27 protein-coding genes and 1 pseudogene are annotated in these 19,177 nt (G+C 42.1%); 2 read left to right on the forward strand and 26 right to left on the reverse strand.

Annotation, left to right across the window (positions count from 1 at the left end; all coding sequences use genetic code 11):
- Positions 1 to 13 precede the first annotated feature (13 nt).
- The 3 genes from AC58QD_RS00620 to AC58QD_RS00630 form a co-directional block, all read right to left on the reverse strand.
- Positions 14 to 1,057: a multicopper oxidase domain-containing protein gene (locus tag AC58QD_RS00620; protein ID WP_497328937.1), complete on the reverse strand. Its 1,044-nt coding sequence runs from the start codon at positions 1,055 to 1,057 to the stop codon at positions 14 to 16.
- Positions 1,058 to 1,327: 270 nt separating this feature from the next.
- Positions 1,328 to 1,783, reverse strand: a complete 456-nt coding sequence (locus tag AC58QD_RS00625) for an SRPBCC family protein (protein WP_497328939.1) — start codon at positions 1,781 to 1,783, stop codon at positions 1,328 to 1,330.
- A 44-nt stretch (positions 1,784 to 1,827) separates the two neighbouring features.
- Positions 1,828 to 2,283 carry an SRPBCC family protein gene (locus tag AC58QD_RS00630; protein WP_497330028.1) on the reverse strand — a complete coding sequence of 152 codons (456 nt, stop codon included), beginning with the start codon at positions 2,281 to 2,283 and terminating at the stop codon, positions 1,828 to 1,830.
- 114 nt (positions 2,284 to 2,397) lie between these two features.
- Here AC58QD_RS00630 and AC58QD_RS00635 point away from each other — a divergent pair.
- A pseudogene (locus AC58QD_RS00635) lies at positions 2,398 to 2,668 on the forward strand (MerR family transcriptional regulator); the annotation flags it as partial.
- 31 nt (positions 2,669 to 2,699) lie between these two features.
- Here the strand turns inward: AC58QD_RS00635 and AC58QD_RS00640 are convergent.
- The gene (locus AC58QD_RS00640; RefSeq protein ID WP_497328941.1) at positions 2,700 to 4,625 is read right to left on the reverse strand and encodes a PAS domain S-box protein; all 1,926 of its coding nucleotides are present in this window, start codon (positions 4,623 to 4,625) and stop codon (positions 2,700 to 2,702) included.
- Positions 4,626 to 4,808: 183 nt separating this feature from the next.
- A complete protein-coding gene (locus AC58QD_RS00645) occupies positions 4,809 to 5,117 on the reverse strand; it encodes a hypothetical protein (RefSeq protein ID WP_497328943.1) in 309 nt (102 codons plus the stop codon).
- Between the two features lie 181 nt (positions 5,118 to 5,298).
- Between AC58QD_RS00645 and AC58QD_RS00650 the strand changes: the two genes are divergently transcribed.
- Positions 5,299 to 5,946, forward strand: coding sequence for a cupin domain-containing protein (locus AC58QD_RS00650; RefSeq protein ID WP_497328945.1), 648 nt, complete (start codon positions 5,299 to 5,301; stop codon positions 5,944 to 5,946).
- 49 nt (positions 5,947 to 5,995) lie between these two features.
- On the opposite strand, the gene AC58QD_RS00655 is transcribed toward AC58QD_RS00650, so the two are convergent.
- The 21 genes from AC58QD_RS00655 to spoVAC form a co-directional block, all read right to left on the reverse strand.
- Positions 5,996 to 6,556, reverse strand: a complete 561-nt coding sequence (locus tag AC58QD_RS00655) for an HAD-IIIA family hydrolase (protein ID WP_497328947.1) — start codon at positions 6,554 to 6,556, stop codon at positions 5,996 to 5,998.
- 196 nt (positions 6,557 to 6,752) lie between these two features.
- Positions 6,753 to 7,247, reverse strand: coding sequence for an AraC family transcriptional regulator (locus tag AC58QD_RS00660; protein ID WP_497328949.1), 495 nt, complete (start codon positions 7,245 to 7,247; stop codon positions 6,753 to 6,755).
- Positions 7,248 to 7,301: 54 nt separating this feature from the next.
- Positions 7,302 to 7,754: a DUF1801 domain-containing protein gene (locus tag AC58QD_RS00665; RefSeq protein ID WP_497328951.1), complete on the reverse strand. Its 453-nt coding sequence runs from the start codon at positions 7,752 to 7,754 to the stop codon at positions 7,302 to 7,304.
- A 21-nt stretch (positions 7,755 to 7,775) separates the two neighbouring features.
- A complete protein-coding gene (locus AC58QD_RS00670; protein ID WP_497328953.1) occupies positions 7,776 to 8,198 on the reverse strand; it encodes an NUDIX hydrolase in 423 nt (140 codons plus the stop codon).
- Positions 8,199 to 8,241: 43 nt separating this feature from the next.
- Positions 8,242 to 9,345 carry a VOC family protein gene (locus AC58QD_RS00675; RefSeq protein ID WP_497328955.1) on the reverse strand — a complete coding sequence of 368 codons (1,104 nt, stop codon included), beginning with the start codon at positions 9,343 to 9,345 and terminating at the stop codon, positions 8,242 to 8,244.
- Positions 9,346 to 9,655: 310 nt separating this feature from the next.
- Complete coding sequence (locus AC58QD_RS00680) at positions 9,656 to 10,000, reverse strand: DUF1801 domain-containing protein (protein WP_497328957.1); 345 nt, start codon at positions 9,998 to 10,000, stop codon at positions 9,656 to 9,658.
- Positions 10,001 to 10,349: 349 nt separating this feature from the next.
- Positions 10,350 to 10,868, reverse strand: a complete 519-nt coding sequence (locus tag AC58QD_RS00685) for a GyrI-like domain-containing protein (protein ID WP_497328959.1) — start codon at positions 10,866 to 10,868, stop codon at positions 10,350 to 10,352.
- Between the two features lie 17 nt (positions 10,869 to 10,885).
- Positions 10,886 to 11,299 (reverse strand): VOC family protein, encoded by a 414-nt coding sequence (locus AC58QD_RS00690; RefSeq protein ID WP_497328961.1) that lies wholly within the window; start codon positions 11,297 to 11,299, stop codon positions 10,886 to 10,888.
- Between the two features lie 40 nt (positions 11,300 to 11,339).
- On the reverse strand, positions 11,340 to 12,215 hold the full coding sequence (locus AC58QD_RS00695; RefSeq protein ID WP_497328963.1) for a VOC family protein: 876 nt from the start codon (positions 12,213 to 12,215) through the stop codon (positions 11,340 to 11,342).
- Positions 12,208 to 12,345, reverse strand: a complete 138-nt coding sequence (locus AC58QD_RS00700) for a hypothetical protein (protein WP_497328965.1) — start codon at positions 12,343 to 12,345, stop codon at positions 12,208 to 12,210. The genes AC58QD_RS00695 and AC58QD_RS00700 overlap by 8 nt, the downstream gene beginning before the upstream one ends.
- Before the next feature lie 95 nt (positions 12,346 to 12,440).
- Positions 12,441 to 13,253, reverse strand: a complete 813-nt coding sequence (locus AC58QD_RS00705) for an RNA polymerase sigma factor (protein WP_497328967.1) — start codon at positions 13,251 to 13,253, stop codon at positions 12,441 to 12,443.
- A gap of 56 nt (positions 13,254 to 13,309) precedes the next feature.
- The gene (locus tag AC58QD_RS00710) at positions 13,310 to 13,756 is read right to left on the reverse strand and encodes an effector binding domain-containing protein (protein ID WP_497328969.1); all 447 of its coding nucleotides are present in this window, start codon (positions 13,754 to 13,756) and stop codon (positions 13,310 to 13,312) included.
- A 61-nt stretch (positions 13,757 to 13,817) separates the two neighbouring features.
- Positions 13,818 to 14,150: a hypothetical protein gene (locus AC58QD_RS00715; RefSeq protein ID WP_497328971.1), complete on the reverse strand. Its 333-nt coding sequence runs from the start codon at positions 14,148 to 14,150 to the stop codon at positions 13,818 to 13,820.
- A gap of 44 nt (positions 14,151 to 14,194) precedes the next feature.
- Entirely contained in the window at positions 14,195 to 15,205 is a 1,011-nt protein-coding gene (locus AC58QD_RS00720; protein ID WP_497328973.1) for a phosphotransferase family protein, read from the reverse strand.
- Between the two features lie 147 nt (positions 15,206 to 15,352).
- A complete protein-coding gene (locus tag AC58QD_RS00725) occupies positions 15,353 to 16,099 on the reverse strand; it encodes a polysaccharide deacetylase family protein (RefSeq protein WP_497328975.1) in 747 nt (248 codons plus the stop codon).
- A 145-nt stretch (positions 16,100 to 16,244) separates the two neighbouring features.
- Positions 16,245 to 16,445 carry a cation transporter gene (locus tag AC58QD_RS00730; protein WP_497328977.1) on the reverse strand — a complete coding sequence of 67 codons (201 nt, stop codon included), beginning with the start codon at positions 16,443 to 16,445 and terminating at the stop codon, positions 16,245 to 16,247.
- Between the two features lie 16 nt (positions 16,446 to 16,461).
- On the reverse strand, positions 16,462 to 16,797 hold the full coding sequence (locus AC58QD_RS00735; protein WP_497328979.1) for a metal-sensitive transcriptional regulator: 336 nt from the start codon (positions 16,795 to 16,797) through the stop codon (positions 16,462 to 16,464).
- A 58-nt stretch (positions 16,798 to 16,855) separates the two neighbouring features.
- Positions 16,856 to 17,137 (reverse strand): DUF2277 domain-containing protein, encoded by a 282-nt coding sequence (locus tag AC58QD_RS00740; RefSeq protein ID WP_497328981.1) that lies wholly within the window; start codon positions 17,135 to 17,137, stop codon positions 16,856 to 16,858.
- Between the two features lie 183 nt (positions 17,138 to 17,320).
- Complete coding sequence (gene spoVAE / locus AC58QD_RS00745; protein ID WP_497328983.1) at positions 17,321 to 17,671, reverse strand: stage V sporulation protein AE; 351 nt, start codon at positions 17,669 to 17,671, stop codon at positions 17,321 to 17,323.
- On the reverse strand, positions 17,668 to 18,687 hold the full coding sequence (gene spoVAD / locus AC58QD_RS00750) for a stage V sporulation protein AD (protein ID WP_497328985.1): 1,020 nt from the start codon (positions 18,685 to 18,687) through the stop codon (positions 17,668 to 17,670). Before spoVAD ends, spoVAE begins: the two co-directional genes overlap by 4 nt.
- A gap of 2 nt (positions 18,688 to 18,689) precedes the next feature.
- Positions 18,690 to 19,175, reverse strand: coding sequence for a stage V sporulation protein AC (gene spoVAC / locus AC58QD_RS00755; protein WP_497328987.1), 486 nt, complete (start codon positions 19,173 to 19,175; stop codon positions 18,690 to 18,692).
- Between the last annotated feature and the right edge of the window lie 2 nt (positions 19,176 to 19,177).

Raw genomic sequence — 19,177 nt, forward strand, 5'->3', positions numbered from 1 at the left:
GATAACCTCCTCTCTATTCAGCTTGGAAAAAGCCCATCCAACCTAGTTCGGCAAACTCACTCTGATGCGCATGAAACATGTAACGGCCGGGAATCGGAAATACAATTTCAAGAATACCTCTTTCGCCCTGGCACTGCATAATGGTATCGGTAAAATTAGGACGCGCTTCCGGATCTGCTCCCGTCGGATAATAGTTAAAATAATTGGAGTGCAAATGGAAGGAATTGATCAAATCGAACTCGGTTAAATTGCTTAAGTATATACGGACAAGTTCCCCAGCTTTCACCTTAATCGGCTCTTGTTGATAGGCAAATGCATAGCCATTCACGGTATAAACCTCGTTTTCCCCATCTAGATCAAGGTCAAAACCATTCATCACCATATTGAATTCTTTTGCTGCAGCTCTTGGTTTCTTGGGATCAATAATGAAGTTTCCATATAGTCCCTTGTGAATGTGTCGTGCGAGCGGTGCCACATGGCAATGGTATACTTGCATACCTGCCGGCTTAGCCTCGAATTCATAAGTAAAAGATTTCCCGGGCATAATGGCTTCCAGCCCATCCATCTCAGTAGGGTGGATGCCGTGGAAGTGTATGGAATGGGGGTGACTCGAAGCGTTGTTGAATCGAATTCTCACAATATCCCCTTCCGTGCAGCGAATCGTAGGTCCTGGAATTGTTCCGTTGTACGTCCAACCAGGAAATGTAATGCCCTTGGCAATTTCTACAACTTCCTCGTAGGACGTAATGTCGTATTCACGAACCGTCTTTCCGTCTGGTGTTCGGCTGACCTTCCCATAATCGAACTTGGTCAACGCCTCACGCGCCTTTTTCAACCCTTCGGTCACATCGGTTCCTGGATCATACCCATGTTTCATCCCCGCGTGAAGTTGTTCACCAAGAGCTTGATGTACATCATGTTTAGTCATCGCCATGGCCGGTTGTTGAAACCAAGAACCGGGATTTAACAGCGAGCTTCCGATAAAAGCAAATGCTCCTGCCGCTCCTATTTTGAGAACATTCCTACGTGTGACTTTCTTCTCACCCTTCAGAGACATTAGTCTTACGACCTCCTTATTGATAATTGGCATCTGGTTTGTTCCCGTGCAATAATATTGGTCAAAGTAAACATATTGTCCAAAAAAAATATATTTGCTAATAGGACAAAATGTTTCCCGAAGGAAAAACTGACTAAATTAAATATACGCCTGGACCCACTTTTTGTAAACGGGTCTATAAAAATAATTATTAGGTCATGTCCTCCTACAATTGAAAACCGCCCAGACATTGTTGTCTGGGCGGCACATATCGACTCATCTTTTTCTCCGTTAAAATTCCTCATTACTTTCAACAACATTTTTGACTCGTTCAAGAAATTTAACTACCACCTTTTCAGTTGCAAATAATAAGAATAATTTTACGAACCATTTTAAAGGATGATTAGTTACTGTGTATTTAACCCTCGTTGTATTTTCATTAATTTGATTTAATTCATATAAAGCTGTTATCTCAAACATGTTTGCAAGTGTAAAGCCAATACGCAACCTTTTGTTCGTTGGATCATCCAAATATTCTAAAGTTGTAACATCATATTCCTGAGTGCGGTTTCCTTCTTTATATTTCTGGCGATATACACTTCCGACGACTTCCGGAGTTACTTTGATTGGTTTGTATTCAACAACCTGCGGCATGATTTTCTGCATATTTGCTAATGAACCATCAAACAGCTTCCAGACTCGTTCGATTGGGGCATTTATCGTAATTTCCCTTGTCCATTTTTTCACCACTAAGACCCCTTTTATTGAGCAATATATGTCGATTCTTAACGTTAAACGTGGGCGTCCGGATCCTTATCCGATACGAGATTCAAGGCAATGCCGTGCTCAAGAAACGCCTTTAGCCCGCAGAGAACAATTGTAAATCCTTCTGTTGAATCTATAGCTTGCTTTACGATGTCATCCCCATTTCCCTTAAACCCGGTGTTTGTAATCGTGACGAAGGTTTCGTTCTCTGCCCGAGGAGTAAAAACCCACTCGACAGTGCTACCAAATTCTATAAGGATTCGCTTGTTTTCCTCAATTTCTTTTACATCAACATCAGCAGAAGCACCGTACATCTCCCACTCCCACTGGACACGTCTTCCCGTTTCTAATCTTCCGCTTCCTTTGGTGAACCAGAATTTTGATGTAATAGCTGGATCAATAAAAGCTTCAAACACCACTTCAACGGGTTTACGAATAAGCATTCCTACCTTAACAACTGGAACATGATTCAGAACTGTCATCATGATTTCTCCTTTTCATTGTGCAAAGTTTCTTATATTATAACAAGTCATCTATCTTCAACAAACTTATTGATTTGGGGTAAGAAAACTCAAAACCATACTCCTTATAAAAGGGCTTTGCTTCAAGACCCGGAACTCCCGATAATAGCGAATAAAAAGCTGAAAAACCAGATGACCATTGGAGAAGTTGCCACTCTCACCGATGTTCAAGCTTCGGTAATTCGACATTGGGAAAAGGAAGGACTACTATCACCAGAAAGAGATCCAGAGAATGGATACCGGGTTTTCACACCCATGCATAAGGCAAATTTTGCTCATACGTACATTGCGAAGGACCGTCTATTTCTTGGAAAATATGAAGGAAATTGTACAAAAAGTGGAACACTTCAATGGAGCACATAATTAAAACACACCTGTTAAGGTGTGTTTTTGAGTTTAACCACATTCTCAATTATTTCTGAGACAGCATCAAAACTAATAGGTTTACTTACATATTCATCCATACCTGCTGCTAAATAAGTATCGCGATCGCCTTTTATTGCATGAGCCGTTACAGCCACAATAAAAGGATTTTTCTTGTTTGATAAAATTTCTTTGATTGACCTCGTTGCTTCTATTCCATCCATCAAAGGCATTTGAACATCCATAAAAATAATGTCATATGGATAACGTTTAACCGCTTCAACTGCTTCTGTCCCATTTTGTACTACGGTTGCTTTATATCCAAGCTTTTCGACCATTTTCCTTAATACAATCTGATTTACTTCATTATCTTCCGCTATCAGTATTTTCAAGGGATTATCTATTAGAGTCTCCGATTGGGTTAACATTTCATCCTGCATGGATTCTGGATTGGTTTCGATTTGAAAAATTGCTGTAAATATGAAAGTTGACCCCGGTTCATCTGTACAAGGTTCATACCAGATTTCGCCACCCATCAGCTCAACAAGCTTTTTACAAATAGCTAATCCTAATCCAGTTCCTTCCACCTTTCGTGTCATAAAATTATCCACTTGATAAAAGGGTTCAAACAAGTGAACAACCTTTTCTTCAGGTACACCTACACCTGTGTCTCGGATCGTAAATTGAAGACAGACCGCATTCTGTTCTCTACGGGTATTCTCAACTGAAATCTTAACCGCTCCATTAGGAGTAAACTTTATAGCGTTGCTAAGTAAATTCATAAGCACTTGTCTTAACTTCGTGACATCCCCAATAACAGAGCTGGGAACTTCAGGACAAACGGACGTAGTAATATCTAAATTTTTTTCAAGTCCTTTGGTCAAGATCATATTTATTGATTCTGATACGATAGCTCTCACATTAAATTCTTCTTCAACTAATTCTGACTTGCCAGATTCAATTTTGGAGAAGTCTAGAATGTCGTTGATGATCGTAAGAAGCGTAACGCCGCTTTTTTTAATAATTTCAACATATTCATTTTGTTCTGAGTCTAAATTCGTTTCTAAGAGCAAATCCGTCATTCCGATTACTCCATTCATAGGAGTGCGGATCTCATGACTCATCATGGCTAAAAATTCGCTTTTTGCTTTATTCGTCTTTTCAGCAGCTTCCTTCTCAATAATCAGTCTCTTTTGCTCAGTCATGTCTTTTGCAATTAGATAATAACCCACATTTTTATTATGAATGAAAATAGGAGCAATTGTTGCTAGCACTTCAACAACGTGACCGCTTTTATTTTTGACAAAATCAATAGATTGTTCGACAGAACTATAATCTGTTGTAACGGAAAGAACTTGTACAAGATTTTTTACACCAATGATTTCGGAGATCATCCCACCAATCAGTTCTTTAATTTTATATCCGGTTATTTGTTCCGCCATTTGATTTCCATTAATTATTTTGCCGTCCAAACCAAATGAAATTATAGCATCGTGGTTGTACTTTTTTAACGAGGTATATCGTTCAATACTTTCCTGTAACCTTTGTTCGGCAATTTTACTCTTTGTAATGTCAATAATTTGTGCAATAAAGAACATAGGTTTCCCGTCGTTTTCATCACGCACTAGTGAAACATGTAAAGTAGTCCAAATGATATCGCCCTTTTTATTAAAGTACCGTTTTTCTGATTCGAAAGTAGAAGCAACACCATCAAGTAGTTGTTTTATTAATTGCTCGTTTTCGTTCACATCATCAGGATAAGAGATGTCTTCTGCCGTGAGCATCATCAATTCCTCTGCTGTATATCCAAATATTTTGCACACCGCTGGATTAACACTTAACCACTTTCGTTCCATCGATATTAAGGCTATACCAATCGGAGCATTTTTATATACATGTTCAAATAAAGCTTGGTGGTCAAAATCGTCTATAGTCTGCATACTCCGCACCTCCTAATATCTGATTGTTCAACAGCAGTTATAGCAGTTCGTTCCTCATTCATTATATAAGAGTCTGTGATAGGGAACAACTTCGACCCACTATACATATAATACCGGTATTTCTGGTAGTATTCGGTAGGTAGAGTTGAATTTCCTTTTTGGCCTCCGAAAGGTTGAAAGATGTCACGACAAATAATAATACTTCTCTTCTTTTCCTTTCCAACTCGAAACTGCTATTACAAAGCCGATTAGCATTTCGAGTATGAACCACATGATACACCTTCTACGAAATGATTCCCATTTAAAAAGTGCCATTTCAAATTCTGACATATTGATCTCGACAACTGTTGCGACCAACCAGATTCCAAATAGCAAAAGACCGAAGAAACTGCCTCTGGTAAGTATATATCTAACCCTTCCTTTTGTTCGAGTAGCTGACCATTTGATGAGAAAGGTTCTTTCCTTTTCACTAAGACCTAGATCTTCTGCCATGGCTAACACATCCTCCAGTGGAAAGGCTCCCCCTAATGATTTCAAATATTTTCTTTTTGTTCCATATGAAATCGCAGTTTTTCTAATTTGCATTTACCTGATCTACGCACACCGGACTAATTGTAAGTGCATAACATGCCTATAAAGTTTTTATACCCAATAACAGAGGTGAAGAAAATTTATGGTTTCCGATATGGATTATACATCTCCATCAACTCAATACACTTTTGATCTAAATAATAGCCCCTTGTTCAGAAAAGATAGCAGAAATTACATTAATGTACTAGGAATTAAACAGTTAAATACACTGGAAAATGTATCACTACTAGATATATTCCTAAGTGCAAATAATGTCGTAGAGCCACACTATCATCAAAATGCTGCCGAGTTAGTCTATTGTATTTCTGGTGCTGCTACTGTATCGATGCTGAACCCTTTTACAAAACAAATGCTCCATTTCACAATCACACCTGGACAAGTCGCAAATGTTCCACAAGGTTGGTGGCATTATGAAGTAGCCTCAGTTGATAACACTCATCTTTTGGCAATTTTTGATGCACCAACCCCTGAAGTGATTTTAGGTTCTGACATTCTAAAATTCACTCCAGCAAATATAATGGCACACACTTATTGTCTCGATGAGAATCAATGGAAACAAGCCATTGCACCAGTTAGACCCACAACATATATAGGTCCATACACGAACTGCAACAAAGGAATGGATAATATACCTAATCCGTATTTAAATCAACAATATCAACAGCCACAATATAATCAGCAATACCAACAAACTCATTACCTTCCGCAGTATCAGCAATATTGGGGCTAACACAGATATTATGAAAAAAGAGGAGCTGTTCACAGCTCCCCCACAATCGTTACCCGTTGCCAGTTGAAAATGTATCTGACCCTTCTGTTATAAGCCATTTTGCCGCTTCCAGGAAGTTAGATGCAATAAAGTCAGGCTCTGCCGCATCATACCATTTGTCACGATAGGCACCTAACGATCCTTTACCCCAACCAGTCATAACAAGAATATTCATAGCACCAACCGCTGCTGCGGCTAACATATCAATGGATCCAACATCACCAATTACTGCACAACGAGTTAAGTCTAATCCATGTTCCTGTGCAGCCTTAATAAGTAGCCCTGGTCTTGGTTTGTGGCACTCGCAATCTGCATCTGAAGCATGTGGACAAATGTAGGATGAGTCAAATCCGTATGAAACAAATTGTTGAATAAAATCCAGCTCAGTCGCCTCACCACGAGCGATTCTATGTTGATTTGTCAGAGCAAAGACTTTAATTCCATTCTCTTTAAGTAACTTTATTGCATCTAACGAGAAGGGGAATAGTTCAAAATCACGAGGATGAATAAAATGTCCATTTCCACCGATAGTTCCATCACGGTCAACGAAAACAGCTTCAAGACCTCCCATAGAAGCACACCTCTCCTGTTAGAGTATCATCTTATTTCCAAGAAGTTCTGGTGTTTTATGTAATAATTTTAGAATAATCGTGCAAATTTGCTAATAACCGATAGGACCCCAAGGTTTAACTCTTGAGCAGTTGACCAATGGCTAATCCGCCAAAAAGCCGCCGATCTACTATCGGCAGCCTCAAGATTATTGTGCTCTATTGGGAAACAATCGGAAGTGAATATCGCGCGAAGCCTTCATCATTGTAACGGTACCGTTCGCAGATTGTATATGAACGCCCTTGTGTATCCACGGTTAAGCTATTCTCAGAGATAAAAGAGTCGATCAATCGTCCTGCTCCATCAAAATCCCCGTCTTTGTTGGCAGCTACGACACAGCGTTGCGGTGGAATGGTTATACGTGCAAACCACTCTGGTACTCCAACAAATGTGGAAACCTCTACACATAAAATATATGCATGAGTATCCGGGGTATTTTGCCCGGAGAACTGCGGCCACATGCCATACTGGACTGACACATCCACGATCTGTGGCATGTGAACGGCGAGCCCAAGCAAGCTGTCCTTCGCATGACGATACTTACTCCCCATATCATTTAGACCAATGCACGGTATGCCGATCAACTTTAACTCCCCGTGTTCAACAATTTGAGCTTTCATGTCAGGCAAAATAGAAACGTTGATCTCGTTCACCTAATCCCTCCTATGGTAAATTGTTACATATCAATATTATGGTAACAACTGTTCTTAGTCAATCCGCGAACTTGTCACTTCTATCCATCTGTTAATAACTTCTGTAAGCTTCTCTTGCTTTGCTTTCACGTCATTCCAATCAGTAAATTTTACTATAGCTCTGTCAACAGCGAGCCAATCCAACAGCCCAGTGGAATCGTCAAACAAAGGTCCCTTCCCTTCGTTATCTTTCACCTTGGCTCCACAATGAAAAACAAGTTGGAAATAATCTTTTCCGCGCAGATTAAATGTCACCCTATCTTCATTTTTATAACAAAAGCTTGGTGCATTCCATTTTATTTGTTCACTTAGATGTTCATTAGCATTTAAAATGATAGTTCGAACTTCCTCAATTTCCTTCTTTAAGGGATGTTCGAGAGTGTTCATAAATTCAACCACTTGTTGATGTCCAGAGCGTTTCATTGATAGCTTTCCAGCTGTTTCTGAATGTTTCTTATTTGTTGTCATATCTATTTCTTCCTCCTTCAACTACTGCCTTCCTTGATCATTATAGGATATTACTTGGGCTTCAATGATCGCTTTAAAGCCACCTATATAATAGGGCATTAGTTGATTAGCCTTAGCAATGTCCACCCACTTAATTTCAGCAATCTCTTGTGGCCTTGTTATCATGGCTTCCCCGTTTATAACCCTCGCTTTAAAGGTGACAAATATGGCATGCTCGCCGTTTTCTTCAAAAATACACTCGTTAATAGCACAAATACCTAATAATTCAACATTCAATCCTGTCTCTTCCTTTACCTCTCTGATAGCAGCTGTCGACCAAGACTCTTCAACTTCTACAGCGCCGCCTGGCAATGACCAACTTGAAGAATGAATATTTCGTACCATCAACACCTTGTCCTGTACCTCATTGGTTATCAATACATAAGCCACATCGACCCTATTCATTACAAGCATCCTTTCATGATCCTTCAATTTCTTCGATTGCAACTCAATTATATTCAAATCGCCCTTCCCGATATACGATTTCAAACGCCCAGTCTGGATACTGTTGACTAAACTGTTCCAATGCTCCCACAAGCTCTTTCAAACCTTCTGGATCTGATTCACGTAAGATGGCATGTTCTAGAAACTGTATTCGTTTGTGTCTTGCTCCTGGCGCCCCATCAACCACTTTTGTTAAAAAAGCATCTATATCAACACCTTTAAAGCAACAATTAAAGAAATGAAATCGCTCTTTCCAGTTCGGGCTCCCCTCACCTGCCTGCCTACGTGCCACCATCGTCTGCAGATCCCAGATATCTAACTTGTTGCCATCAGGATCGTAGAGTTGGAACTGTCTACCGCAACCTCCCCTATCCAGTATTTTCTCTTGAACCCTCTGTCCTTGGTCAATCATTCGACGATACATCTCATCGATGCCATACACTGAAATCATAGCGATCGACATATCCTGTATTTCCCCACTCCCAGTATAGAAATTAAGTGTCCGTCCGGGTTCTAACGATCTGAGAAAGTAAAATTGTTGCCCCGTACTTGTCATAGGTTGACCTGATTCACTCACTTCAACACCGATAATCTCCTTATACCACTTCCGTGTAATTTCAGGATCACTTACCGGGAAGAATAGATCAGCCACCCCTATTAATGCGGGCACGTCGGCGCGTAATGGTTGTGTGACTGTATCCGGGTGCTGCCAGACTTGAAATTTGTTCCCTTGCGGATCGGTATAAACAAACGTTAGCCCACTTTCTTCATTCTGCAGCAGCGGCTCCAATTTCACATTAGCGGCTGATAGACGCTCGTACAATTCCTCAATCGCATCCGTTTCAAAGCGAACGGCAAACATTTCATAAGGTTCTCCTTGGATCCACTCATCGGTCATGAAATTGCAGGTCAATCCTTTTTCTTTTGTTGTTTCCCAAAACAAAGATAAGTCTCTTGTACCCGATGAGTTGAAATGTTTCTCATACCACTTACTTATTGTGCCCCCGTCATTCACAGGCAAATAAAGACACCCTAATCGGTTGAATACGGTTTTCACCAAATTTACCGACTCACAACTATCCGAATTACTAGGAATTGTATTACCCATTCCATCTCCTCCTTAATTTAGATAATAATATCAGAGAGCTCAAATTTCGTTGTCCCTCTCATTTGGGTACATACGGCTCATATATTTCTCTTACTAATTTTAACATTTCCTCCCAAGTTCGTATGACTTTTTTTATCAACTTTTAATGTTGCAAGCAACTCCTCTTCCAGTACCGAAATCCCGTATAATTTCACACTCATCCCCCTTGAGTCACACTGTACGGTATTATAAAAAAAACCGCTGAAAAGACAGCGGTCGTGATCAATCAACATGAAATCCTCGTACATCTTGATAGTAGAACTATCGTTTCTCAATTCAGAGTACTGGATGCTTGGACGAGAAGATTAGCCAACATTTCATAGTCAGTCGATTGCCCTTCGCGAATTTTGATCCACTTTCTTTCCGGAGGGCCTTCAAACAGACCATTTTGTAATTCAAGTCCGGCAACGTTAAAGATCATAAAGCTTATCGCATCCTTAGAAGGCGAGATTACAGCTGCGTACTTCCCGTTTTTCAGAAAATGCGGCTTCTTGTATTGAATGCGTTCTTCGACGTCCGGTATGGATTGATGGACCATCTGCCGTAGTCGATTACAAACTTCGACCTGCCAAGGTTGATTAATACTTTCGATAAATGCGGTTACATCTTGATTCATAGAATCCTTCAACTCCCTTAATTGATTGTGCTGTGGGCGATTACGATCCACAACCTATGATTCGGCTATCACACATAAAACTGGCACCGGCTTCTGTTTCCCAAAGATGATTTGCTTAATATCCAAACCAGCACTCCGCAAATTCCGGCTTGTACGATCGGCAATTACGAATCCATCCCTTTATTATAAACATCCGAATATGGGGCGATTTCTTCTCGATTGCTATCTTTCGATTATTTATGGTCCATTTAATAGTTTTGGTTGCTGGGTCGATAAAAAAAAGAGGAGTTACCGCCTAAGCAGTGTTCTCCACTATAAATTCGAGTTAATGGATTAGCCAGGGCTCACCTCACTCGGCTTTTTTGTCACGAATGGGGAAATACAAGTCAATCTCGGAGTTTGGATCATCAGGTTGCGTATACCGTTGGTCATAAAACTCAAATTCATATTTTCCGGTACGAGTACTGCCATCGTATTCGTAAGGGCTGTTCGGCAGCCAATGTCCCCAGAAATGTTTGAATGCTTCGCCGATGCCGTCAAGTAGACCGCGATGAGTCAGCACGATATAACGTGCAGCCGGGACTTCAATGCGCGTCATGCCTTCTGGGATGTCGCCGTCCTGATAGATTTGCACTGCGGCCGTATACTCGAATGGAGTGCCAGGCAGGTTGTCCGGATTTTGCAGCATGAGCCCGAAACTGCGCCATCCGAGCTGACCGGGAACTTCCGGGATCCGCTTGCCGAATCGGCCCCATAGCTTCGCGATAGCGTTCTCGGACGGCGGCAAGCTTGAATCAAAATGAATCGTTTCAGTGATGCCAATCACACTGAATGAAGGTTTCTCGATGATTTTGGATTCGATAATCATGAATGGTTAATCTCTCCTTATGATGTTGTTAGAATAGCTGGAATGGGCACCATTTCAATGAGGTTAATCATATGACCATCCGGATCGAACAAATCGAACATTACATGATGATTCCAAGGTGAATCCCATTTCTCCATATCCGTGACACGGCACCCTTTTGACTTCAACGCGGCATGCAGCCCTGGCACATCACTGCATTTAAAGTTAAAGTTAGGTCGATCGATCACAGGGATAGGTCCCTTCGTCTCCGCCAAGGTTAGCAATGCGGCATGTTCAGGATGCGGCACGAAAAACAGCGTCGCTCCCCTGTTACCGTCCCCCCAGTCTTCAATTCCCCTACAAACTAGCCCTAGCATCTCAGTATAAAACAAAATCGATCGCTCCAAATTGCTCACTGAAACGAACAAACCGCCTATTTGCTGAATCGGCATTCCGTTTATTCCTCCTTAATATCGTGTGGCTGATACAAGCTTAGTTCATCTCCGTAAGAATCTTTGCCTCAAGTCCCTCTCTGTTCCTAGTCTGCACATTTGCGGTAAAAGTGCTTATACCAAGCATATGTCCGTCCGGATCATGCAACAATATACAGCCTGCCGGATCTCCGTGATGCCAATCACCTACAACAATGCCTCTCTCGAGCAATTTCGAGCGATACGCCTCAATATCTCTCGTCTGCAACTCTATCACAGGCTCCCACGCTTCATCCCTGGTAAACCGCATCAAGGGGTAATGATCCCGTCGAGTCAAAATAATACCGAACTCTGGAATATTCTTATAGCCGAATCGGTCTACCCGACGACCGGCTTGGAGGAACGCGACTTCAGCATTCGGAGCACGCTCCAGTGCAAATCCTATGCTCTCGTAGAATTCCGCTGACTTATACACATCAGAAACCGGAATTTCTACATTAACGACCGCTTCCGTAGTTCCTGCATTAACAGCCGATTCGTCGATATTCACATGATACTGGAGCCAAGTCCCGTCAGGATCAGCAACTTCGAAGAACCGACCGCATCCATCATCTGGTAAATCCTCGTGAATTCCAGTTATCTTTGTACCGGCGAGCCTTCCATACATACCCTCCAAGTCTGATGCATGCAGTCGGATAATGGGTTGGAAATGCCCGCCCTTCACAGGAAAATGCAAGAGAGGCACATCGAGCGTTTCTACCAACTCCAGTAGAGGCCCGTGTGGAAGAAGCGGGAGCAACGTTAATGTTCGCAAACCAACATCCAACCGCCCTTGTTTTAACCCAAGTCTATTACAATAGAAGGCTCCCGACCGTCCTAACTCACGTACAGGAATACGCAGAGCTGTGACTCGAATTTCGGTTTCTCTGTCATGCATGATTCTTTGCCCTTTCCTCTCCCACTGAGATCAGCAACCCCGCCAGAATCGTATGACGGAACACATCCAGCTCCACTCCACCTGAATCATCGTCAATCGTCACACCCGCAATCCCCAGCAAATTTCTCATCGCTGATCCTCCTCTCACTTGTACTTCTTTATTCTAACGAACAACCGCCGCCTTTCCATACATACCTCCAATTATTTTTTTTACTGCCCACCGGTTTAAGCTGACACCATCAGTACATTGCCATCAGGATCCATAAACGTAAAATAAAGCTTGCTCGTCGAAACGCGAATCCCATGCAGTTGACCACCTGCCGCCACCAAAGACAAGTACGCCTCCTGGATGGCTTCCGGATGGCGTCGTCGGAATGCTTCGAGCACATCCTCGAAGAAGGCGGCAAGTATAGGCGCCCGTCCTGAAGCGACGGTATCAGCCGGTTTGCCTCCAACATACCCATCTGTGTGTGTCAAGCGACTCAGCGACTGCAATCGGCTGCGCGCACGCGACAACGCAACCTGCACCGCTACCTCTGTGCCGCCAAGCCACGCCGCGGTTTCCTTCGCTGTGAAATCGAACACTTCCATTAGCAAAAGAATGACGAAAGGTTTTGGCTGTAACCGCCACGCCAGCTCTTCCAGATGCTCGCGTACATCCATGGCCTCATGCCCCGAATCCGCAGATGTATGTAAACGATACAAGCCTTCACCCAATTTGCCGCTGTCGGTTGCCTGCTCCGCAGCATCCGCGTTTGCTATTACGGTCACTCGTTTCGCCCGTCGACAATTGTCAATCCACAGGTTGTGTGCCGTCCTGCATGCGTAACGGAACCCGACAGCCTGTTCCGGCCGTTCCATCCTCGCCTTGATCAAGCGCACCATCGTATCCTGCACAAGGTCCTCCGCGTCCCACCGCTTTCCTGTCATCTGCAGACAATACCGCAACAGAGGCTGCCGCATCGCATCCAACCATTCATGTGGTCCCTGCCTATCCGCTTGCTGCTTTTCCTTCATCAGCGCATCCTTCTCATACATGTACTACATCCCTCCATCGCGAGACCCAAACATACTTCGACGTGTCCTTACTTAAATCAATTCTTTGAAGGAAAATACCACTCCGTTACTCCGCGAGGTTGTAGATTGGTGGTAAATATTTCGTATCTTGGTTTCGACAAATCAATATTGTATTTGGACTGATTCTCTTCCGTACAAATAGAGCTCCAAAAATCACCAATATACTTTTCCTCAAACCTAAAAATAACGTATTCGTCTTCAGGTATTGTAAATGCGGTCATTCCTTCTGGCACAGCGCTTGTATCATTAACTTCAACTGCGACTAAAGGAAGGAGCCCTGGCAATATAACCAAATACTTATTATCACTCCCTTTGTTGGATATCTCACTGACCTTTTGATTCAATAGGACGGAAAGTCTATGCTGGTCATCCAAATTATTACCCTGAAAACCAATTAGTTCGACAGCTTTAAGTTTTGAAGTCCGCACTTGCATCACGTCATGAATAACCACATTACTTTGCATTACATTTCACCTCATAAATTAGTATTTTAGGAACTAATAATTATAGTTCTGATGGAATAGTTCACCTATCAAATAAAATTTCTTTAACTTTACTACCCCGAAAATTCACCAAACTTCCAATCTTCATCTTTTCAATTCCTTCAATTGTTGTTACTTTATTGGTATTTTTATCTGCAACATGAATTCCGATGTGAGTTTCTGCGTTGTCAGCGTTATACTCTTCAAATAATTCATACTTAAAGTTGCCATTGTTAAAAGATAAATAGTTCAGATCTAAACCAAAATTAGTAGTACCGCCGCCTCGAAGATAATAAGAATAATTGAAACTATCCCATGAGTCTTCTTTATTATTGGGATACTCCAGTTCAATATGAGTATTCGAGAAACAGAGCATTTTTCCTTTTTTTGCTATTTATCATTTTTATGATCTCTCCCTCACTACTTTAGCAAATATGCCGCAGATTCTGTGAACCTCTCGGCCCAGCAAGAAAAAGAAAGACTTTTATCCCAAGTAACGTTATTTATTGCTTTGGCACATCCCCAGTCTAATACCCGTTGATGAAGCATATGGACCCTGAAACGTTCTATGAAAGCATCTCTCGTATCCGCATTATTAAGATATACCGTGAGGAACTCCCTCGCCAATTCTTCATCCCCATTCTCTAAAAACATAGCAGTCAATCGAGGTAAATCTGCAATACCATCACCAAAATAAGAGTTAGTAAAATCAAACAGTCCACTTATTACCCATTCATTTGATTTTGATTCTAAAAGAATGTTCTCCGGCTTGAAATCCCCCATAACGAAAGATGGAGAGTTCATACTTTCGAATACGTCTGCCGAGTTAGCCAACAAGTTTTCGACCCATTCAGTATCTTTGGTGGTTATTTCAGAGTATTTTTTGGCATCCTCCATCCAGTATCTTATTGTAGTATAAAGCCATGATTTATAAGTCCCATTAAAAGGACGCAAAGTCTGATTTACAGGGTCAAACTCGCCATATTGCTCTACCTTCCAGCTATGTAACTCTAGTAAAGTTTTGGCTAATAATGTGGCAATCTGCCTTTTGTCGTCCTTGCTAAGCAATGCTTGGAACTCTGGATTGTTCATATGGCTGCCAGGTAGACGAGGCATTAATGAATAACTCCAGCCAAAAATTGCATCCGACTCATCAATAAGATATGGGGATGGGACTGGGATTTTCGTATATTGAAGCAAATTTTCCACGAAGAACTTTTCCTCAATGAATTGTCCCTCATAGAGGGGATTTCCTTTAAGAACGTACTCTCCCGAAGAGGACCGAACAAACATGGTTTGTCCCATTACCCCCTTTTGGGTTTTTTCACATGCAATAAGTTTTCCTAAATCAAATCGGTCTAGCATTAATTGTATTTGCTCATTCGTTAGAACGCCCAATTTATTCGAAGCAAAAATGATTTGAGTAGTCAAGGTTGGGTGCCTCCTATAATTTGGTTAAATAACTATTCGATGTCTAGTCTCACGATCCTTCCGTTCATGTTGGATATCAAGACACAAAAAGGCCTCTTTCCCACAATATAGTGGTATTAGAGGCTTTTTCATGCGGAAGCAACTTTCCTAATGATGGATAGGAATACTTTGCTCTTTCTTGTTTTTAATTAATTCCGAAACTGTTACAATTTGATACCCTCGTTTTGTGAGTTCAGGTATGATGATCTCCAAGGCTTGAACGGTCTGTGTTGATCCTGGTGTATAATCGTGGAACAATATGATATCCCCATTCCGAACATTGTTTAACACCTTGTTTACGATCCTGCCCACGCCTGGACTTCTCCAATCATTCGTATCCTGATGCCATGACCACATTACGGTTGTATATCCCAGTTTCTTGGCTACTTGGATCATTTTCTCATTGTAGTACCCTCCAGGAGGACGAAAAAGTAGCGGTTTTGTACCCGTAAGGTGTTCTATAGACTGCTCGGTTCTGACAATCTCGTCTTGTATGGTTTCAGTCTTAATATTGGTTTTAATATATAAATGATTGTATGTGTGATTAGCTAACTCATGTCCTTCCGCAATCTCACGCTTAATCAAATCAGGATACTGGTCTGCTCGTTTACCTATAACAAAAAAAGTAGCTTTTGCGTTGTTCATTTTTAGTAAATCTAATATGGGTTCTGTTGTCACTGGAGAGGGTCCATCATCGAATGTAAAAGCAACTTTTTTCTCATCTACTGGGACCTCCCAAACAATTTCACCTCTCTTCTCATAATACTCCCTGTTCTTTTCTACTGGCTTGGTTTCGAATCCACACAAAATCACTACACATAATATAACTAATACCGACCTTTTTACAAAATACACATTGCATCCTCCACCTGATTAGTTGTGTAAATAATTGCCTGATAATAATAGTCGTATTATTTACCTGTAATCAAATGTTATGCGTAGTCTATGTTTGTTTCATGAAGGTAAAAAAAGGAGCCATCAAGAATGGCTCCAAATTGATTTATTCGACGTCGTAGCCCTGCTCCTCGATCGCTTCTTTAATAGCATTCAAGGATAGCTTGGAGTCTTCATACTCCACAGAAACAGATTTGCTTGCGAGATCCACTTTTGCTAGGGCTCCCAGTTTTGTAACTGCGCCTTCAACTGAACTAACACAATGCCCACAAGACATACCATCAACTTTTAAAACTACATTCTGCATTAAAATCCCCTCCAAATCATCTCATTAATTTATTAACCGTAATTAATAATTCCTCGATTACTGCTTGATCGCCTGATTGAATGCGTTCGACTACACAGCTTTTCATATGACCTTCAAGTAACAGCTTACCGACACCATTCAGGGCGGATTGAATGGCAGCAATTTGATTCAAGACATCATCGCAGTACGTATCTTTCTCAATCAGCCCCTTAACGCCTCGTATCTGACCTTCGATTCGATTGAGCCTTGTGACAAGATTTGACTTCATTTTGTCTGAATGATGACTTTTACGATCACCTTCGTGTGTACTGCAATCTGCAGTAGTTTCATGATGTTCCCCAGTATTCTCCATATCAATGTCTCCTCTCCTCACAAATATACAATACCCCCCTTGGGTATGTCAACCAATACTAGTTATCCTCCCCGTCGCCGAACCTTTTCGCAGCTCTAGCGCGAGCACGTTCGGCTTCGATCTCACGATTGCGAGGCTCGGCCTTAGTTGTCAGCGAATCCAACAGATTCCGGGCAACCGCTGCCACCTCCTCGACGGCGCGATTGAACGCCACCTCATTTGCCTTCGAAGGCTCGTTGAACCCGGATAGCTTTCTAATGAATTGGATCGAGGCTGCCTGTATCTCATCGTCGGTAACAGGCGGGGCGAAGTTGAATAAAGTCTTAATATTACGGCACATAGGGTTCTCCTTTAAATTATCGTTTTTTTAATCTTACTATACTCCATTCCCCTCTTGCCAGCCTTAGCTTCGTCCAATAAGCTTCGAGTAACTGTTTATCGGAGGCAGTTACTAAAGTATTTTCTATACAACAAAAACCGCCTTCCGGCGGCTGGAAACCTTACTTTATTGTGCGTTTCAAATTTACCCCTTTGGTTTTACGAACGTTGCTGCAAGGAAAGAGAAAATAATGGCTGCCGAAATCCCTGCACTGGTTACTTCGAATATCCCCGTAATGAGCCCGATCCATCCATCGCTATGCAGTTCCTCGAGCGCTCCATGGACCAGAGCATTACCAAAACTTGTGATCGGAACAGTAGCACCTGCGCCCGCGAATTTGATAAACGGATCATAGAGACCAACACCGTCCACTATGGCTCCTGTCACTACAAGCAAGGTCATCGTATGAGCAGGAGTCAGCTTGAAAAGATCAAAGCAAATTTGGCCTATTACGCAAATCGCTCCTCCTATAATAAATGCCCATACAAAGATCATGTTCGGCCACCTCCCTTCTCTATAGATACAGCATGAGCGATACTCGGAATACTTTCTCCTTGCTGGAAAGAAATTGGGGATAATAAGGCTCCTGTAGCCACTACGAGTATGCGTTTCAATTCTCCTTCTCGCACACGTTTCAGCAGATGTCCGTAAGTAACAACCGCAGAGCATCCACAGCCGCTGGCCCCAGATTGCACCATTTGTTTTTCATAATTGTAAATCATCATCCCGCAATCTTGATAAGTAGTTTGATTCATTGGTACCTTATGCTTCTCGAATAAATCACATGCGATCGCGTACCCGACTTTGCCAAGGTCTCCCGTAACTATAAGATCGTAATACCCAGGTTCAATTTGCATGTCACGAAAATGAGCCTGAATCGTGTCAACAGCTGCTGGTGCCATGGCGGCCCCCATATTAAACGGGTCTGTGATCCCCATATCCACGATCCGACCAATTGTTGCCGATGTAACAACCGGTCCATCGCCTTTCTGAGTTACAACGGATGCCCCGGCACCCGTCACAGTAAATTGCGCTGTTGGCGGTTTTTGTGAGCCGTACTCGGTTGGATAGCGGAATTGTTTTTCAGCAGAAGCATTGTGACTGCAAGCACTTGCTACTACATATTTTGCCGATTGAGAATTTACTATCATGGAAGCCAGAGCCAAGCTTTCCATCGAGGTTGAGCACGCCCCAAACACCCCGATATAAGGAATGGTTAACGTTCGTGCGGCAAAGCTGGTGCTTATAATCTGATTCAGCAGATCACCGCCGATGAAAAAATTGATTTGTTCTTTCGTTAGACCAGCATTCTCGATAGCAAGTTTGACTGCTTCCTCTAAGAGCGTTCTCTCCGCTTTCTCCCAACTGTCCTGGCCTAAGCTTAAATCCCCATGGATGATGTCAAAATCATTTGCCAATGGGCCTTGTCCCTCAAATGGACCAACAACCGTTGCAGCTGCATGAATCACAGGTCGATTCTCAAACCTCCAGCTTTGGTGTCCTATAAGCATTCTTATTGTCCTCCTACCCCGTTTGGATTAAATATAAGATGAAGGAGTCCTACAATAAATGCAGCTACCGTACCGAACACAATGACTGGCCCTGCAATTTTGAACATTTTGCCTCCAACTCCTAGGACTAGACCTTCGCTACGGTGCTCAATGGCTGCCGATGCCATCGAGTTGGCAAACCCGGTTACCGGAACAGCTGAGCCTGCACCTGCCCATTGTGCGATTTTATCGTATACGCCTAAACTGGTTAGTATGACAGAGATCAGAATCATTACCGCAACCGTAGGATTGCCTGCGTTTTTTTCATCAAAGCCAGCCCAGTGCACGAACATTTCCTGAATGATCTGACCGATTAGACAAATGAATCCTCCAGCAATAAAAGCACGGATACAATTTTTAAGAAGTGGTCTGGCCGGTTCCCTCTTTTTGGCAAGTTCTTTATATTCCTGTTGAACAGGGGTTAATTTCTTTTTCTTTTCATTGGCCATGA

The sequence above is a fragment of the Paenibacillus sp. J2R1T-4 genome (assembly GCF_059692235.1).

Coding starts and splice junctions, on each gene's coding strand:
- AC58QD_RS00620 (WP_497328937.1), bottom strand. CDS start 1,057: ATGTCTCTGAAGGGTGAGAAGAAAGTCACACGTAGGAATGTTCTCAAA.
- AC58QD_RS00630 (WP_497330028.1), bottom strand. CDS start 2,283: ATGACAGTTCTGAATCATGTTCCAGTTGTTAAGGTAGGAATGCTTATT.
- AC58QD_RS00640 (WP_497328941.1), bottom strand. CDS start 4,625: ATGCAGACTATAGACGATTTTGACCACCAAGCTTTATTTGAACATGTA.
- AC58QD_RS00645 (WP_497328943.1), bottom strand. CDS start 5,117: ATGGCAGAAGATCTAGGTCTTAGTGAAAAGGAAAGAACCTTTCTCATC.
- AC58QD_RS00650 (WP_497328945.1), top strand. CDS start 5,299: ATGGTTTCCGATATGGATTATACATCTCCATCAACTCAATACACTTTT.
- AC58QD_RS00655 (WP_497328947.1), bottom strand. CDS start 6,556: ATGGGAGGTCTTGAAGCTGTTTTCGTTGACCGTGATGGAACTATCGGT.
- AC58QD_RS00665 (WP_497328951.1), bottom strand. CDS start 7,754: ATGACAACAAATAAGAAACATTCAGAAACAGCTGGAAAGCTATCAATG.
- AC58QD_RS00670 (WP_497328953.1), bottom strand. CDS start 8,198: ATGAATAGGGTCGATGTGGCTTATGTATTGATAACCAATGAGGTACAG.
- AC58QD_RS00675 (WP_497328955.1), bottom strand. CDS start 9,345: ATGGGTAATACAATTCCTAGTAATTCGGATAGTTGTGAGTCGGTAAAT.
- AC58QD_RS00680 (WP_497328957.1), bottom strand. CDS start 10,000: ATGAATCAAGATGTAACCGCATTTATCGAAAGTATTAATCAACCTTGG.
- AC58QD_RS00685 (WP_497328959.1), bottom strand. CDS start 10,868: ATGATTATCGAATCCAAAATCATCGAGAAACCTTCATTCAGTGTGATT.
- AC58QD_RS00690 (WP_497328961.1), bottom strand. CDS start 11,299: ATGCCGATTCAGCAAATAGGCGGTTTGTTCGTTTCAGTGAGCAATTTG.
- AC58QD_RS00695 (WP_497328963.1), bottom strand. CDS start 12,215: ATGCATGACAGAGAAACCGAAATTCGAGTCACAGCTCTGCGTATTCCT.
- AC58QD_RS00700 (WP_497328965.1), bottom strand. CDS start 12,345: ATGAGAAATTTGCTGGGGATTGCGGGTGTGACGATTGACGATGATTCA.
- AC58QD_RS00705 (WP_497328967.1), bottom strand. CDS start 13,253: ATGTATGAGAAGGATGCGCTGATGAAGGAAAAGCAGCAAGCGGATAGG.
- AC58QD_RS00710 (WP_497328969.1), bottom strand. CDS start 13,756: ATGCAAAGTAATGTGGTTATTCATGACGTGATGCAAGTGCGGACTTCA.
- AC58QD_RS00715 (WP_497328971.1), bottom strand. CDS start 14,150: ATGCTCTGTTTCTCGAATACTCATATTGAACTGGAGTATCCCAATAAT.
- AC58QD_RS00730 (WP_497328977.1), bottom strand. CDS start 16,445: ATGCAGAATGTAGTTTTAAAAGTTGATGGTATGTCTTGTGGGCATTGT.
- AC58QD_RS00735 (WP_497328979.1), bottom strand. CDS start 16,797: ATGGAGAATACTGGGGAACATCATGAAACTACTGCAGATTGCAGTACA.
- AC58QD_RS00740 (WP_497328981.1), bottom strand. CDS start 17,137: ATGTGCCGTAATATTAAGACTTTATTCAACTTCGCCCCGCCTGTTACC.
- spoVAE (WP_497328983.1), bottom strand. CDS start 17,671: ATGATCTTTGTATGGGCATTTATTATAGGAGGAGCGATTTGCGTAATA.
- spoVAD (WP_497328985.1), bottom strand. CDS start 18,687: ATGCTTATAGGACACCAAAGCTGGAGGTTTGAGAATCGACCTGTGATT.
- spoVAC (WP_497328987.1), bottom strand. CDS start 19,175: ATGGCCAATGAAAAGAAAAAGAAATTAACCCCTGTTCAACAGGAATAT.